Annotated in this window: 12 protein-coding genes; 6 read left to right on the forward strand and 6 right to left on the reverse strand. The window is 46.5% G+C overall.

What is annotated here, in order from left to right; all coding sequences use genetic code 11:
• Position 1: 1 nt before the first annotated feature.
• Entirely contained in the window at positions 2-571 is a 570-nt protein-coding gene (locus tag AC1S52_RS04345) for a cupredoxin domain-containing protein (RefSeq protein WP_482027813.1), read from the forward strand.
• A 285-nt stretch (positions 572-856) separates the two neighbouring features.
• Positions 857-2,062, forward strand: a complete 1,206-nt coding sequence (locus AC1S52_RS04350; RefSeq protein WP_482027814.1) for an ISAzo13 family transposase — start codon at positions 857-859, stop codon at positions 2,060-2,062.
• A gap of 11 nt (positions 2,063-2,073) precedes the next feature.
• Here the strand turns inward: AC1S52_RS04350 and AC1S52_RS04355 are convergent, their stop codons facing one another.
• From AC1S52_RS04355 to AC1S52_RS04365, 3 genes are read right to left on the reverse strand one after another with little or no spacing between them, the layout of a single operon-like run.
• Positions 2,074-2,586 (reverse strand): hypothetical protein, encoded by a 513-nt coding sequence (locus tag AC1S52_RS04355; RefSeq protein WP_482027815.1) that lies wholly within the window; start codon positions 2,584-2,586, stop codon positions 2,074-2,076.
• A gap of 18 nt (positions 2,587-2,604) precedes the next feature.
• Positions 2,605-2,967, reverse strand: a complete 363-nt coding sequence (locus AC1S52_RS04360; RefSeq protein ID WP_482027816.1) for a hypothetical protein — start codon at positions 2,965-2,967, stop codon at positions 2,605-2,607.
• A 10-nt stretch (positions 2,968-2,977) separates the two neighbouring features.
• The gene (locus AC1S52_RS04365) at positions 2,978-4,177 is read right to left on the reverse strand and encodes a hypothetical protein (protein ID WP_482027817.1); all 1,200 of its coding nucleotides are present in this window, start codon (positions 4,175-4,177) and stop codon (positions 2,978-2,980) included.
• A 286-nt stretch (positions 4,178-4,463) separates the two neighbouring features.
• Here AC1S52_RS04365 and AC1S52_RS04370 point away from each other — a divergent pair, with 286 nt between their 5' ends.
• Both AC1S52_RS04370 and AC1S52_RS04375 read left to right on the forward strand, forming a co-directional pair.
• Complete coding sequence (locus tag AC1S52_RS04370; protein ID WP_482027818.1) at positions 4,464-4,877, forward strand: heavy metal-responsive transcriptional regulator; 414 nt, start codon at positions 4,464-4,466, stop codon at positions 4,875-4,877.
• A gap of 380 nt (positions 4,878-5,257) precedes the next feature.
• On the forward strand, positions 5,258-7,666 hold the full coding sequence (locus AC1S52_RS04375; protein ID WP_482027819.1) for an alkaline phosphatase: 2,409 nt from the start codon (positions 5,258-5,260) through the stop codon (positions 7,664-7,666).
• Positions 7,667-8,064: 398 nt separating this feature from the next.
• Here the strand turns inward: AC1S52_RS04375 and AC1S52_RS04380 are convergent, their stop codons facing one another.
• Positions 8,065-9,189, reverse strand: a complete 1,125-nt coding sequence (locus AC1S52_RS04380) for a precorrin-8X methylmutase (RefSeq protein WP_482027820.1) — start codon at positions 9,187-9,189, stop codon at positions 8,065-8,067.
• A gap of 84 nt (positions 9,190-9,273) precedes the next feature.
• Here AC1S52_RS04380 and AC1S52_RS04385 point away from each other — a divergent pair, with 84 nt between their 5' ends.
• On the forward strand, positions 9,274-11,199 hold the full coding sequence (locus tag AC1S52_RS04385) for a heavy metal translocating P-type ATPase (RefSeq protein WP_482027821.1): 1,926 nt from the start codon (positions 9,274-9,276) through the stop codon (positions 11,197-11,199).
• A gap of 14 nt (positions 11,200-11,213) precedes the next feature.
• Here the strand turns inward: AC1S52_RS04385 and AC1S52_RS04390 are convergent, their stop codons facing one another.
• Positions 11,214-12,626 (reverse strand): LCP family protein, encoded by a 1,413-nt coding sequence (locus AC1S52_RS04390; protein WP_482027822.1) that lies wholly within the window; start codon positions 12,624-12,626, stop codon positions 11,214-11,216.
• Between the two features lie 388 nt (positions 12,627-13,014).
• Here AC1S52_RS04390 and AC1S52_RS04395 point away from each other — a divergent pair, with 388 nt between their 5' ends.
• Positions 13,015-14,382, forward strand: a complete 1,368-nt coding sequence (locus AC1S52_RS04395; RefSeq protein ID WP_482027823.1) for a mechanosensitive ion channel family protein — start codon at positions 13,015-13,017, stop codon at positions 14,380-14,382.
• Positions 14,383-14,443: 61 nt separating this feature from the next.
• Here AC1S52_RS04395 and AC1S52_RS04400 read toward each other — a convergent pair whose 3' ends face one another.
• Complete coding sequence (locus AC1S52_RS04400) at positions 14,444-15,085, reverse strand: class I SAM-dependent methyltransferase (RefSeq protein WP_482027824.1); 642 nt, start codon at positions 15,083-15,085, stop codon at positions 14,444-14,446.
• Positions 15,086-15,133 lie beyond the last annotated feature (48 nt).

Genomic DNA, 15,133 nt, shown 5'->3' on the forward strand with positions numbered 1-15,133 from the left:
GATGAAGAAGACCATTTTTTGGGGAACGTTGGCAGGGTTCGGCTTTATACTAGGGGCAATTTCAGGCGCGATTGCTACCGAGATGCCAGAACACTCAATGGAATCGATGCCGCGATCGTCCGAAAACGCCGGACAGTTTCAACGGATTGAACAACCCCTGGGGAACAAAGTTGCGGTGACGCTGGGTGGCATGGGATTGATTGGTTTAGAACTCTGGTGGTTCTTGTTTAGTAAGCCCAAATCTCGTAAGGCAACTAGTCAGGGAGGCATTCAGGAAGTTACCGTCACAGTGGATGGCGGGTATGAGCCAAGCCTAATTATGGTGCAGGCAGGGCAACCTGTGCGCTTGAATTTCGATCGCAAAGACCCCAGCAGTTGCTTAGAGGAAGTGCGGTTTCCTGATTTTCGGATTGCTCAAGAGTTGATGCTGAATCAAGTCACACCGATTGAATTTACCCCTGATAAACCCGGTCGTTACGAATTTTCCTGTGGTATGAATATGTTTCGAGGGGTGGTAGAAGCCCAAGCAGCGGATGCACAGACAGCTAAGACAGATCCTTTAAATGATTAGGCAAGTCACTATCAATGAGTTCGTTTACAGATATAGTTGGTAGTCCACTTAATTGTTCTAACTCTTTTACTTTTCTTATCAAGAGGTGAATTAGTGCTCCATTTTGATCAAGCTCGAAAATATCATCTCTGTCGAAAACAATAATCTTTTTCCCGGTTTTCGCATGAAATAGTACTTGGCATAATCTTGCATCACGAACACTAAGGACCCTCTTCCCATCCCGTTTAGGACTCGTAAATAAATAACTTTTACATCTTCCAGGTCAAATGGATCTACTATTGATTCATGAAAGACGACGATTTGCTTGCTCAGAAACTACTCACGATTTTGCCGCATCTTAGTGAGAAACAGCGTCGATTGGTTTTGGCAGCCGAAGCTCATAGTCTGGGATATGGTGGGGTTTCTCAAGTCGCACGAGCCACTGGAATTTCGCGTCCAACCATTCATCAAGGCTTGCGAGAATTGGATACCGATGAGGAGCAAAAGCCTGGGATTCGTCGAGCAGGTGGGGGGCGTAAACGAGTCGAAGAAGTAGACTCAACGCTCATGGAGGATTTAGAGAAGTTGGTTGACCCCGATAGTCGAGGTGATCCGCTGTCCCCTTTGCGGTGGACGTGCAAAAGTACTCGGCAATTAGCGACGCTTCTCCAACAGCAAGGACATCAGGTCAGCCATCAGTTGGTGGCAGAGTTATTACGAGCGAACGGATACAGTCTTCAAGCCAATGCCAAAATCCGGGAGGGAAAGCAGCATCCTGAGCGAGATGCTCAATTTCATTACCTCAATGAGCAAACCAAGCAATGCCTGCAACAAGGATTGCCTGTGATCTCAGTGGATACCAAAAAGAAGGAACTGGTTGGAGCGTTCAAGAATCCTGGACAGCAATGGCAGCCTCAAGGACAACCTGTTGAGGTGAATGTTCATGATTTTTCTGACCCTCAACTGGGTAAGGCAATTCCCTATGGAATTTATGACATTGGGCGCAACGAGGGTTGGGTTTCAGTGGGACAAGACCATGACACCGCCAGTTTTGCCGTTGCCAGTTTGCGTCGATGGTGGCAAGTTGTTGGTTATCCGACTTATCCCCATGCCAAGCAATTGCTGATTAATGCCGATAGTGGTGGGAGCAATGGTTATCGATTGCGTTTATGGAAATTAGAACTGCAACACTTTGCCGATGAAACCCAACTAGAAATTACCGTGTGTCATCTTCCACCCGGAACCAGTAAATGGAATAAGATTGAGCATCGGTTGTTCTCTTACATCACCATGAACTGGCGGGGACAGCCATTAACCAGTCACGAAGTCATTGTTGAACTGATTGGTGCAACAACGACGACAACAGGTTTACGAGTGCAAGCTGAGCGAGATACAGCGACTTATCCAACTAAAGTCAAAGTCTCTGACACGGAACTAGCATCAGTTTGTGTTACCCCTCATGTGTTTCATGGAGAATGGAATTACACAATTTCGCCACAAAATAAGTTGTAAAAGTTATTCCTTTACAGCCCCTTAGGGAAACCAGCAGCTCCTTCTATCGTAAAAAATGCACCAAGACCAACAGTATCACACAGTTCTAAACTCATAATGCTGCACAGCCGAGCAAACTGAGCACTAGAAACAGATTCTCCTATTGCCTTTGCTTCAACAACAATTCCCCGATAACCTTGTTGTTTGATATAAATTCGATCACAAACAATATCCCAAGTAGGACCATCACCACTAATGAGAAAATCATATTGATGATTAGCAGATCGATAGCTTTTAATCTCGGAATAGCCCGCTAACCCTCTAAAGGTCAATGCAAGGATTTTTTCTAGCAAGTAACCTGCCTTCTGCCTCGCACTTGTGTCGGGCTTGTCTACTTTCAAGAAGCTCTTTAATTCATTTAAGTGGCTAGAAAGCTCAGGAGTGGGAGTATATAACCAGTTTATTATTTGTTCTGATTCAAGGCTCCCGTGTTCTAAATACTTTAGAGCTTCAATAATTTGTAGATAAGCTTGGCTAGCATTCATTCACTTTTCAGCCTTATATCAAACAAATTCAACAGGTATTTCAATTTCTGCCATTACATCAAACTGAAATTCATCATAGCTAAAGAGAGTCACCTCACAATATGGACAAACATAGGGTAGCTTAGGCATACCTGAACTAAGAGGCTTTCGTTCCACAAAAGTTTCTGAGCATACGTGATAAATTAGCAGCCAATTTTTACAAAATCCGTCAGCGGCTAAAACAGCTAGAATTGCAATAACTTGAGAGTATTCAACACCTAACTTAATAGCTAATTCACGCGGCTGCGCTGTCTGTGATGGACGATTGAAATGCTCACTAAGTACTAACTTATGACGATCGGAAAGAAAATCTAATCGGTTTTCACAAACTAAGCGCGCCATAGTGTTAACCTCAGCACTTCAATTCTGACAGAAGGAATTTTAGAGCTTGTGTACTTCCTCCATAATCTCCTGTAAAACATCTCAAATGTTGAAGCGAATCTTGCGGCGAGGAGCTTGAACCATTTGCAAAGTAGCAATGTGCCCGAAAAAGTTTTTCTGATTTACCATTAGAATTGTTTACTTTGTCTAGACTGAATTCATAAGACTTGATTCCCCATTCTTGAATTAAAGTTCTTAGCAATGCATTTTCAACTAAACTGATTGTTTCTGATGTCTCTTGTATATTAAGGGACTTTAGTGCTGAATTTGCTAACTGTCTTGATAAAGCCTGTAGACCCCTCATTTGTTGAGTTTCCTGATCAAAGGCTCCAGTACTGTGAGCGTTCAAAGCTACCCCGCGATTGTCAGCCCGGATTCTTAGATGTCGCCAAACATACTGACTATTCCCAAGAAATTTGTCCCAAAGGTTTTGCAGAACAACTTGATGAAGGACTGGATGCTGCCAAATATCTTTAGACGTTTTGTGAGAGGTGCTTGCAAAAACATCCAATTGGTTAAAAGGTTCTTTCTCAAGCTCCTTGAAAAACTTAGGAATATGCAACCAATATGGGAACTGCATGAGTGACTCAATATGTGGATCAATTAATCCAGGTGCTAGCTCGTTATGTCGAAAGCCATTCCAAGACAAAGCTATATAGTTAGTTCCCAATTCAGCTACAACTGTCCAGCGAATTGAGTGAGATGCTACTGATTTGACTTGCTCAGCAATCTCGAACGCTGATGCCCCTTCTGCTTTATAAACCTGCTCATAAAATGGGATTTTATGAGTGCGAATGTACCATCTGCGGGGGCTGCTTACATCTGCGATCGGTCCGTACCATCCTTCTTCACCAAGCTCAGTGAGTAGCAAACTAGCTGGTTTAGAAGTAGGTGGCTTATCGCAATAACCTAACTTCAAACTCAACCACTTCCGGGACTGTTGGACAAAAGCGAGTAAAACTTCGTTTGAGTCGAGAGTTTTGGTTTCAAGCCCGTTTGCCAAACTAGCTGCCAAATGGTACTTCGATTGGTTTTTCCCATCCTTGGCAAGAGTCCTCAAGGTGTTTGAGTTGAATTCGGGGCTGTAGAGAAATTGAGTACAGAATAGGTTGCCAGCAGGAAATCCCTTGTCAATAAATGCTTCTATACCTGCTCTGCCTTGATTCCCCATATATTTTGTTGATTTCCTAAAACCATTGAGTTAAGGTAGCTTGAGGATAAGCGAAAACACAGCTGGTTGACCATCCAGTTTAAAGAAATCTAACAATTTAACTGCTGACCCGCATTGACTCTCTTTCTTTGGGTTCACTCGCATTCCTTCAAGCAAAATAGCGACCGGAGCGGTTTACTCGGTGAATTTATACCTTTGATCGCTCTAAACTCTTCTCTTGACTCTTCAGCCAACTGGAGAGTTTAAGATGGGGTTAGTTGAAAGGCTTGATTGTGGGAGATGAGCCATGTTAGCCCAAGAACAGCCAAAACAGATTGGTTCAGTGGCGAAAAAGAGTGGTGTACCGATTAAAACCATTCGGTATTACGAAGAATTAGGTCTGCTCAAGGCTGCGGGCAGAACAGAAGGCGGCTATCGATTGTTTGATGGAGATATCTTTACTCGTCTCAGCTTCATCAAACGTGCTCAGGGTCTTGGATTAAGTCTGGCGGAAATTAAAGAGTTTTTGGATGTGCATGACCAGGGTGATTTACCGTGTGATCACGTCCGGGTTAAATTGCAGGACAAAGTTGCTGACATCGATCGACAAATTCAGCAGCTTCAACTCCTGAAGCTAGAACTAAACGGGTTGCTTTCAGGTACAAGCATTACGCCAGAACTGCACGAGACAATTATTTGTCCAGTCATTCAGCGAAACTAGATAAGTAAAGGTTAAAGCATTTACCCTTTCGTCAATTCAATTGACTTGAAGTGAACACTCCAAAACGCTCCATCTTTAAGTTAGATTCATCTCATTAAAATAAATCATGAGAAATAATAATGATAACCATTATCAGTGTTATCACAGAGTAAAACCTATTATTACTGTGTAACTTAATACTTTCTTGATGTTTCCTGTGTTTTAGAGAACGCGCTCTGGTACTAATACGGGTGCTATGTTACATAGGGCATTCTAGAGGATGCTTATTGAATTGAGTCGATATAAGGAGCGAATAAGCTCCTGTGTAATTCTTGGCATCTCGTTATGTAATACCGATGCCGAGACAGATTTATCTGTCCAAATTAAGGAGCTAAACTGCAATGGCTAAGAACGTCATCATTATGATTGGCGACGGTATGGGCTGGGAAATGGCTCGTGCCGCTGCGATCTACCAACAAATTCAGAACGGCAATACAGGCACATCTTTAGATGACTTTTACACTTCAGGTAAAGGAACTGGGTTGAGCTTCCAAAGCCTAAGTAGTTCTTCCCTCGTCACAACCTATGGCACCACTGTTGCAGGCGCAAACGGAACATTTAACACGGGTAACTCTGCTCTCACTGGCTCAGATTCAGCAACGGGTGGAAGCCCCGTACTTCCTGGCTTTCAATTCAATCCTGCATTCAACCCCGGCACAACCGCTTCTGGCGGAGCTACAGTTGCTAGCGGTGCAGTCGGAAATTTAGTTGGCTACGATCCCATTGAAGGTGGTTTCTTCCCCTGGGATTCAGCTTATTACGGTGGTTCCATTCCAGCAGGGTTTGACAAGGAGTACATCAAGCTCAGCTATCCTGACTCGGCAAATACAGCAACCACTCTCTACACCGGGGTTAAGAGCTACAACAACGCGATCGGTGTTGATATTTTTGAGCAGCCCCTTGAAACGATTCTTGCGACGGCGGCATTAAATAATAAATCGACAGGTTTGGTCACCTCAGTTCCTATTGACCATGCAACTCCTGGCGCAGCAGCAGCAACAGTAAACCGCCGTGGTAAATATGACAGTGAGTTTCCGGATCTGGACAGTATCCTACAGCAAGAATTGCGAATTTATCAGCCCACTGTCTTGTTAGGCGGCGGACACCCTCTCTCCAATACTGCTAGTCCTCTTCCTGTGGGGGTTGAGCCTCCCCGCGACTATGGCTTTGTCACTAAGGACACCTACGACTACCTGGTTGCAAATCCCACAGATAACCGATATGGCTATACCTTTGTTGAGCGTGGAACCAATGCTGCTCAAACGCTAGCGGTTACTGCGGCTGGAGTTGATCCTGATAGTGGTGAGCGTTTGCTAGGTCTGTATGGTGCCCGTGGACAGAACGGTAACCTGCCTGTAAGCTCTGCGAATGGTGACTATAGTACGACAGGGCTGGATATGTTTACTGTAAACAGTACCAAAGGGCTTAATCCAGATACCAAACGTCCTTTGTTACCCGGTGAAACCGATGCATCTTTTATTGCTCGAGAAGTGAACGAAAACCCCACCCTGAAAGATCTAACTGATGCTGCTTTGAATGTATTGGGCAAAGATAAGGATGGCTTCTGGTTGATGGTTGAAGGGGGCGACATTGACTGGTCGGCTCATGACAACAACATCGACAACCTGATCGGTACGATGTTAGATTTCGACAAGTCTGTAGCCTCCACAATTAACTGGATTCAAAACAATGGTGGCTGGGAAAACAATCTGTTGATTGTGACAGCAGATCACGATCACTACTTGACCTTAAATCCCAATTATCCCCTGTTGCTTCAAACAAAAGGTGCTGAGGCATTGACCGCTTTGGATACTAGTGCTGAAGCGGGTCATTTTTGGGGTTCTAAGCCTGCCACCGATAAGTATGATTGGGGCAATCACACGAACCGCCCAGTGCCTGTTTATTATCAAGGTGCTGGCTCTGAAGTATTGACAGGTTTTGTGGGGCAAGGTTACGAAAGCTACGGCTTCCAGATTCCTGGTTTTGTCAATGGGGTAGATCAGAGCCAGATCTACCAAACCATGTTGGCGGCTATCACAGGCTCTACCGAGAAGCCTAACATCACAGGACCGCAAGTCGCGAATGCTTATTTTACGGCTGGACCTGGAAATGATGCAGTTATTTACACCGGGGCATTTGATGACACCGTGTACGGTGGTGTTGGTAAGAACTATATCTACGCCAACAATGGCAACAATACTGTATATGCCGAGAATGAGGATGATCTGGTGTATGCAGGTACAGGTAACGATAGCATCTTTGTGAATAGTGGCAATAACACTGTATTTTCTGGTGCTGGCAATGATTATATTCGTGCGTGGACAGGCGATGATGTTATCTATGCAGGTGCTGGCAACGACGATATTGTTGTAGGTGCTGGGAATAACTACGTTGATGCAGGCAGTGGTAACGACATCATCTTTGCCGATTCCGGAGATGATGAGATTTTAGGTGGCGCTGGCGACGATGAGATCTATGCAGGTGCGGGCAATAACATTATCAATGCAGGCACAGGCAATGACAAAGTTGTTGTGATGGGTGACGGGGCAAATATCTTCACGCTTAATGCAGGAGTTGGGTCTGTTACTATCTTCAACTTCGACTCTAATGACAAGTTCAAATTAGGGTCTGGTCTAGCAGTTGCGGACATCACATTAACTCGCAGCGGCAACGATACGTTAATCAGCAAGGGTGATGACCTACTGGCAACTCTAACTTGGACTAATCTCAATACTTTGCCGATCGCTTAACTCGTGCATGATTGGTTTTCAAGTTATCCTCGTATCGGGTGATCACTTTCGCAATGCTTGGCATTTGCACTCCAGGATCGCCTTTTTCTAATTTAGAAACTGCCAAATAGATTAGGGCATAAATTAGGATCGACCCTACGTTTCCTTAATTAGAAAAGTAAGGCTTGCAATTAGGATTTTCGAGCCACAAAAACTTTGGTGGCTCGAAAAATCTTACGTGACACAATAGCTGTGTTTGCAATCACTCAGGCTTACATTGTCAGCAGGAAGCAACGAACGTTTAAGCGCTTGCAGGACAGGGAATTACAGGAGAAATCAACCAACAGTAGGCATTGGTAGTACGCGATCACCGATACGGTTCGACCCGAAGCAGCAAGGGCGATCGCTGCCTGATAATTTCACATTGCTGTCAAGTAACAATGACAGTCTGGCTTCTCCAAAAGAGATTCTACTAAGGCGTTCAAGGCAACGGCAGCTAACAATCCACCGCCCAATGTTCCTTCAATCGCAACATAAGGGACTCCTGAGCGCATCAACCGCCGTTTTGCAGCCGGAGCATGGCTGAAACCAATGGGCATCCCAATTACAAGCGCTGGTTGCAACTGTCCCTGCTCAATCAATTCACAGGTAGCCATCAACACAGAAGGAGCATAGCCAATCACGAGGATGCATCCAGCAGGCAGTTGCCGTAACCGTTCTTTCCACTGCTGATCGTGCCAGAAGGCTTGCTCTGCTTCTACCACACTCGTAATGTGGGGGTTAGCAATCAACGTTTCAACAGGGCACTGCAAATGTGCCAACCGAGTTTGATCGAGGGCAGCAATCACCGTTGGCACATCTCCGACAACCTGACAGCCTGACTTGAGTGCATTACGAGCCGTCGAGAGCGCGTTTTGAGCCTGTCCTCGACTGATACGGACAAACTGAACTAAACTCACATCGCCACACGCCAGCACAAGCTTGGAGAGCAGGTCTACTTCAATTTCAGAACGGTCAGAAAGGTCTGGTAGTAAACGTTGTAAAGATTCCTGGAATGCCTCTGGGTGAGCCGCTGTCTCGGCATCTAAGCTATGCCAAAGTTCCTCCAACTCTCCCAGATCATTATGAGTTTCGGCTTCTATCAACCTCAGCTGGGCGATCGCTTCTGCCTGAATGGTTTGACAGTCGCGATCACGTCCCAATACGCCTTCCAATGCGGCAGCAGTTTGCCGCAGCCGCGCCAATTGCTGAATGACCTTGCGATATTGCAATTGCAGTTGGTGGATCAACGTTTGATCGGCATCCACTCCAGCTTCGCTTTGCAGGAGTTGCTGAATATGAGATAGCTGAAACCCTTGCTGCTTCAATGCCACCAGTCGCCGCAACTGCTGCACATCGCCTTGGGCGTAGAGTCGGTAGTTGCCCGCCGAGCGTTGGGGGGTTGGCAGCAAACCCAAGGTGTGATAGTGCCGTACCATTCGGGGGGTAATTCCACTACCCACTGCTTCGGTGAGTTCTTTAATCGTCAGATATTCAGTCTTCATATCTCTAGTTTAGTCAAAAGCTTGACATTGACACCAATGTCAATGTTTAAGGTGAAAGGGTATCAATTATGACCGTTTAAGCCAATGGTTTCTGCCAGCCCTTTCATTCCTCGCTCTCCGAACTTCCTCAAGGAACACCCAGACGCGGTAGCGGCGATCGTTTGCGCGATTCTGGTTTTTCTAGGTTGGCAAACTCTCAATCTCGGTTGGATTGGAGTTGCTTTGTTCATCCTGACCGCTGCCTATGTGATTGGAGGATTTGACAGCGCTCGTGAAGGTCTGACTACCCTGATTGAAGAAAAAGAACTGGACGTAGACCTGTTGATGATTGTGGCAGCGTTGGGGGCAGCGAGTTTAGGGTTATGGCGGCGGGAGTATTACTTAATCGTAGACGGTGCCGTTCTCATCTTGATCTTTGCCATTAGTGGAGCGCTGGAAGGGTATGCCATGCGACGAACGGAGCGCAGTATCCGAGGGTTGATGAGTCTGACCACCGATACAGCACGAGTATTGCTGAATGGACAAGAACGAACTGTGGCGATCGCGGCGTTAAAGGTGGGCGATCAGGTCTTAGTCAAACCGGGAGAGTTAGTGCCGACGGATGGTTTAGTGACGGAGGGGTCGAGTACGCTGAACCAGGCTTCAATTACAGGAGAGTCTATCCCCGTCGAGAAAATAGTCGGTGATGAAGTCTTTGCGGGGACGCTGAATGGCAATGGAGCGCTCAGGCTCAAGATTCATCAACCGCCCGAGAGTAGCTTGATTCAGCGAGTTATCCGTCTCGTCCAGCAAGCTCAAAATGAAGCACCGCCCTCTCAGCAGTTTATTGAACGCTTTGAGCGCGGGTATGCCAAGGTGATTGTAGTCGCAGGCATCCTGCTGGGCACTCTCCCCCCGTTCCTGTTTGGCTGGAACTGGGAAGATACGATCTATCGGGCGTTGATTTTTCTCGTCGTTGCTTCGCCTTGTGCTTTGATGGCATCAATTATGCCCACTCTGTTGTCTGGGATTGCGAACGGGGCACGGCATGGCATTTTGTTTAAGAACGGGGCGCAATTAGAAATGATGGGGCGAGTCAAGGCGATCGCCTTTGATAAAACGGGAACGCTGACGACTGGTAAGCCTCAAGTAGTTGAAGCGATCTCGCTATCATCGTCTAATACGCAATTACTCCAAGTCGCGGCGGCTTTAGAGAGCTTGTCTGAACACCCGATCGGTGAGGCGATCGTCCAGTTTGCGCGACAACAGCAAATTGAATGGCAGGAACCAACGAACGTTCAAGCGCTTGCAGGACAAGGAATTACAGGAGAAATCGACCAACAGCAGGCATGGGTCGGCAAGGCAAGTTTCATCCAGGAACAGGTCAACGGTTGGTCGGATTGGCTAATTGCAACGGCACAACAGTTAGAAGCATCAGGAAAAACGCTTGTGTGGGTAGCTTACGCAGGAGAACCTCTAGGCATCATTGCGATCGCTGATACCGTTCGACCCGAAGCAGCAAGGGCGATCGCGAAGTTAAAGCAACTCGGTATTCAAGAAATTGTGATGTTAACTGGAGACAACGAACGCACTGCTCGTAGCATCGCTCAAGATATTGGTATTGACCAGGTATACTCGGAGCTTTTACCTGAAGATAAAGTCAATGTGGTTCGCTCCTTACAGCGGCAGTATCAAACGGTAGCAATGGTGGGCGATGGGATCAATGATGCCCCAGCCCTGGCTCAAGCTTCAGTTGGAATTGCAATGGGCGTGATCGGGAGTGATGTAGCACTGGAAACCGCCGACGTGGTGCTGATGGCAGATCGTTTGGAGCGATTAGCCACAGCCATTCGGCTAGGTCGGCATTCTCAGCGGATTGTCAAGCAAAACATCACCTTTGCTCTCGGCTTTATTGTACTGCTGCTGATTGCCAACTTTGCCAATCACATGACTCTCCCTTTAGGTGTGGTTGGACATGAAGGATCTACAGTATTAGTGACCCTGAGCGGACTGAGGCTATTGAAACCTTGATAAGGAACGGGGTGCTAACTTTGCTCACTTGCCTGCGAGTCTGCATAGTCACCTTGTGGAGCCGTTAGCATCTGATGGTTGCTCCAGTCTTGTCCTAATTTGATTGTGACATCGGAATATAAATCCTCTGTGCTTTCCACCCGAACCTTTCCGATTCCCAGAACGTGCCGAATGGCATTGGCACTATCTCGATCGCCCTTTTGTGCCACAATTCGAGTGACTTTGCGGGAGCGATCGCTGCGCTCGTCCACAGAGACTTGATTGTATCCTGATGTCATCAGCCTATTCACTAGCATATCAATGACTCCCCGCGACTGCATTCCGCCCTGAATCACGATCCTTAGGGATGCAGGATCAGCCGCTTGCAGACCGCCGTAGTCATGGTCAAAATACTGGGTCACGAGCGTTTGAATCTGAGAAGAATCTGGTATCCAATAGCTGGCATCATATTCCCCTGGAGCACTAAACCGACCAGGCACCATGAGCATTTGCACCTGCGATCGCTCTACTTTCATGGCAAAGTTAGCAAATGCTAGCAATTCTTCGTTGTTCAAATTTGTGTCGAGATGGGATTGAATGACAGAAAGAATTTCTGGTAAGCGCGTTACAGTTGAGGGCTTCAGGGTTTGTTTGAGGAACGCCTGCATGAACAACTGCTGGCGCTTGACTCGTCCGATGTCGCCTAATTCACCGTAGCGAAACCGCAGAAACTGAAGTGCTTCAGCACCATTCAAACGCTGTTCCCCTGCTTTTAGATTGATGTAAAGATGCTGGCTGTCATCCTGATACTTCAAGTCCTTGGGTACGTTAACCGTTACACCATCCAGTGCATCAACGAGTTTTTCCACACCCTGAACATTAATCCGAACGTAGCGATCGATGCCAATTCCGTCTAATAAATCGCTAACCGCTGTTGCGCTCAGAGCCGGTCCACCATACGCATTGGCAGCATTGATTTTTGTCACACCATGTCCTTCAATCCAGGTGCGCGTATCTCGTGGAATCGATAATACGGTTACTGAGCCAACTTCTGGGTCAAAACGCAAGAGCAGAATAGTGTCTGCTAATCCATCTAGCGAATTGACTAATTGGTGGTAGCCGTCAGCTTGCGTAGTCGGAGTTTGGACATCTGACGTTAATACCTTAGTGCCCAACACCAACACATTGACTGGGCGAGTTAAGGCGGGTAACTGCAATCCGATACCGCTGGAGATCTGACTATTCTGATTGAATGCAGTGGCTTCTTGAGAACTGCGTGGATGCTGCATGAACGATGTCTGTGTTAGCAAACTAGCTATAAAGGCTCCGACGATCGCTGATGTTGCCGCTATCCCAGCCATCCCAAACCAAAGAAACCGTCTTCGTCGAGACGATTTACGGACAGCAGAATGAGAGATATTTGATTGTGACAAAAAGCGCTTAGACATTTTCTACTTTGGCATGATTAACAGCAACAACTTACAAGTCACCGAAATAGTACGATACACCTCATAAGCAAAGGAATTAGCTTACGCTACTTTTTGTAAAAGATAACACTGTGGTTTTCATCGTCTGTGAGAAAGAAATTTTCAATAAATCGCTCATAACTCTTTCAATAGGTACTTTAATACAATGATCTTTGGCTAAATAGAATTTCGATCGCTCGTTTTAAGTAAAATCTGCGTCTATAGGAGGATGAGCTGAGCGAAAAGACAGGTTTACGGTCTTGTTAGCGTAGTTGCAAGTTTGTCCAACCCATCTCATTTTTCCTTGTGTAGTCACGGTCAAAAAATTACAACTAGTTTAGGTAAGGCAAGGAAAAGTTTTTACCAGAACTTGACCCATCAGGGATGGGTTGATATTCGATCGCTCAAACGATGGTTATTTGTCGCTGTGATGCTTGCGGCGTTACTCCTACCCCTCTCTGTTGCGGCTCAAGATGATCGGGCTACAGTTCGAGTCGATGGTCGATCCGTTTTTCGAGTGAGCGCGGTAGAAAACGTGGATGCAACCACACGCGCACGGCAAATTGAGCGACGAATCAACCGGTTGTTAGAAAACCCCACCGCGATCGCGCCTCCCCGTATTGAATTTGCAAGAAATAATACGCAGCGGATTATTACGATCGCGGGTGTTCCAGTTGTCACTGTTACGGCAGAAGATGCTCAAGACAACCTCACTACCGTGAATGCGCTCACTGCTCAATGGACTCAAGCCATCGACAGTACCTTAAATCGAGCGAGCCAACGTCGGCTTTCTCCCTGGGGGCGCTTTGTTGCAGAGGTACGGGCATCGATCGAAACTGCGTTTGGACGGTTGGTGGAATCTGCAATCATCATTATTCCCCGTGCTTTAGCAGCTTTACTGGTGATTGGATTATTTGGGGCGATCGCAACCTTTGTGCGCTGGTTGATGCGTCTTGTCTTTCGCCGAATTGTAGAGGATCTGACGGTTGAGAATTTAATCAAGCAAGTTGCTTACTATGCTGTTTGGATTCTTGGATTCATTGTTGCCTTAGATGCTTTTGGTTTTGATCCACAAACAGTTGCAACGGGGTTGGGCTTAACCAGTCTTGCTCTAGGCTTTGCCCTTAAAGATATTTTGTCTAATTTCATCAGTGGCATTTTGATTCTGGTGCTGCGTCCCTTTGAGCTAGGCGATCAAATTATCGTTGGTGAAACAGAGGGCAATGTTGAACGAATTGAATTGCGAGCGACTCAACTCCGCACCTACGATGGTCGCGTGGTGCTAGTTCCGAATGCAGACGTATTCACGTCCCGCATCATCAACAATACGGCAGCGCCCATTCGCCGCAGTAATGCCACCCTATTCCTTGGCTATGACACTGATTTACAGAAAGCCACAACCATCCTACAGTCCGCAGTGCAGACAACCGAAGGAGTTCTAACAGAACCCGCCGTTTCGGTACGAATTCAGGAATTGGGACAAGATGATATTGCGGTTGACGTGCGATTTTGGACAGATTCACGACGGTCTGATTTTGTTGCAACCACATCTGCCGTCAGAGCCGCGATCGTTAGTGCGTTAAGAGATGCGGGTATTGGCTTGCCTGACCCCGATGTCCGAATTCTACTACCGCGCCACCCTGAGCAATGGCGGACAGCGTTGAGTCAAAACGGCACTTATTCTTACCCTCTGGATAATTCATCTGAGCAACAGGTAAGCGGCGATCGCACTGAGTAAAACTTTCCGCATCGGTTCCCATCTCCTTGGTAGCTTAAGGACTTCTCGTATCTTTACTCAGTTAATTTGCCTTATTGTTTGGAATCGCAGTCGCGATCATCAACCCCCAGATGATGCCAAACCGAACTTTGGTTGCCTGCTGAATTTCAAATCCAAATCCAGCATCTTGAAAAAGTTGATGAAATTCGGCTTGGGAATAACATTGCTTGTGAGCCGGATCAAACAGCTTCAGCAAACTATCACAGATTTGACACACAATATAATCCCGACACCAGTCAATAATCACAACTTTTCCATCGAGTTTCAGGACTCGTTTCATTTCTGCTAAGGCAAGCTCAGGCTGGTCAAAGTAGTGAAAGGCATTTGCAGAAACGGTTACATCAAAGCTGTTGTCGGCAAAAGGCAATGCTGAGGCGGATGCAACTTGAAATGCAACATTTGGATAACCATCACATTTTTGCTGGGCGATCGCCAGCATCTTTTCGGAAATATCTACTCCAACCATTGCCTGCGCCGGGTTTTCAGCCACCAGCATATGTTCAAATTCTCCAGTTCCACAAGCGATATCGAGTACCCGTGCAGTTGATGGAATTTGTGCCCAGTGCTTGAGAAATGACAGCGTGTTAGAGACATAGCGGCTCCACCGCCAGTCGTAGGTTGCTGCCATCTGGTCGTATTGTTGCCGTACTTTTGCTTCAGTCATAAAGGGATACCGAGTCCAAATGCAAGAGCTTTCGCTAGGATAAGGCTG

Source organism: Kovacikia sp. CALU 1929 (assembly GCF_056784235.1).

Excerpts from the sequence above, each read along its gene's own strand:
- AC1S52_RS04380 (WP_482027820.1), bottom strand. The coding sequence starts at position 9,189 with ATGAAGACTGAATATCTGACGATTAAAGAACTCACCGAAGCAGTGGGT.
- AC1S52_RS04360 (WP_482027816.1), bottom strand. The coding sequence starts at position 2,967 with ATGGCGCGCTTAGTTTGTGAAAACCGATTAGATTTTCTTTCCGATCGT.
- AC1S52_RS04385 (WP_482027821.1), top strand. The coding sequence starts at position 9,274 with ATGGTTTCTGCCAGCCCTTTCATTCCTCGCTCTCCGAACTTCCTCAAG.
- AC1S52_RS04375 (WP_482027819.1), top strand. The coding sequence starts at position 5,258 with ATGGCTAAGAACGTCATCATTATGATTGGCGACGGTATGGGCTGGGAA.
- AC1S52_RS04370 (WP_482027818.1), top strand. The coding sequence starts at position 4,464 with ATGTTAGCCCAAGAACAGCCAAAACAGATTGGTTCAGTGGCGAAAAAG.
- AC1S52_RS04400 (WP_482027824.1), bottom strand. The coding sequence starts at position 15,085 with ATGACTGAAGCAAAAGTACGGCAACAATACGACCAGATGGCAGCAACC.
- AC1S52_RS04350 (WP_482027814.1), top strand. The coding sequence starts at position 857 with ATGAAAGACGACGATTTGCTTGCTCAGAAACTACTCACGATTTTGCCG.
- AC1S52_RS04355 (WP_482027815.1), bottom strand. The coding sequence starts at position 2,586 with ATGAATGCTAGCCAAGCTTATCTACAAATTATTGAAGCTCTAAAGTAT.
- AC1S52_RS04365 (WP_482027817.1), bottom strand. The coding sequence starts at position 4,177 with ATGGGGAATCAAGGCAGAGCAGGTATAGAAGCATTTATTGACAAGGGA.
- AC1S52_RS04345 (WP_482027813.1), top strand. The coding sequence starts at position 2 with ATGAAGAAGACCATTTTTTGGGGAACGTTGGCAGGGTTCGGCTTTATA.
- AC1S52_RS04390 (WP_482027822.1), bottom strand. The coding sequence starts at position 12,626 with ATGTCTAAGCGCTTTTTGTCACAATCAAATATCTCTCATTCTGCTGTC.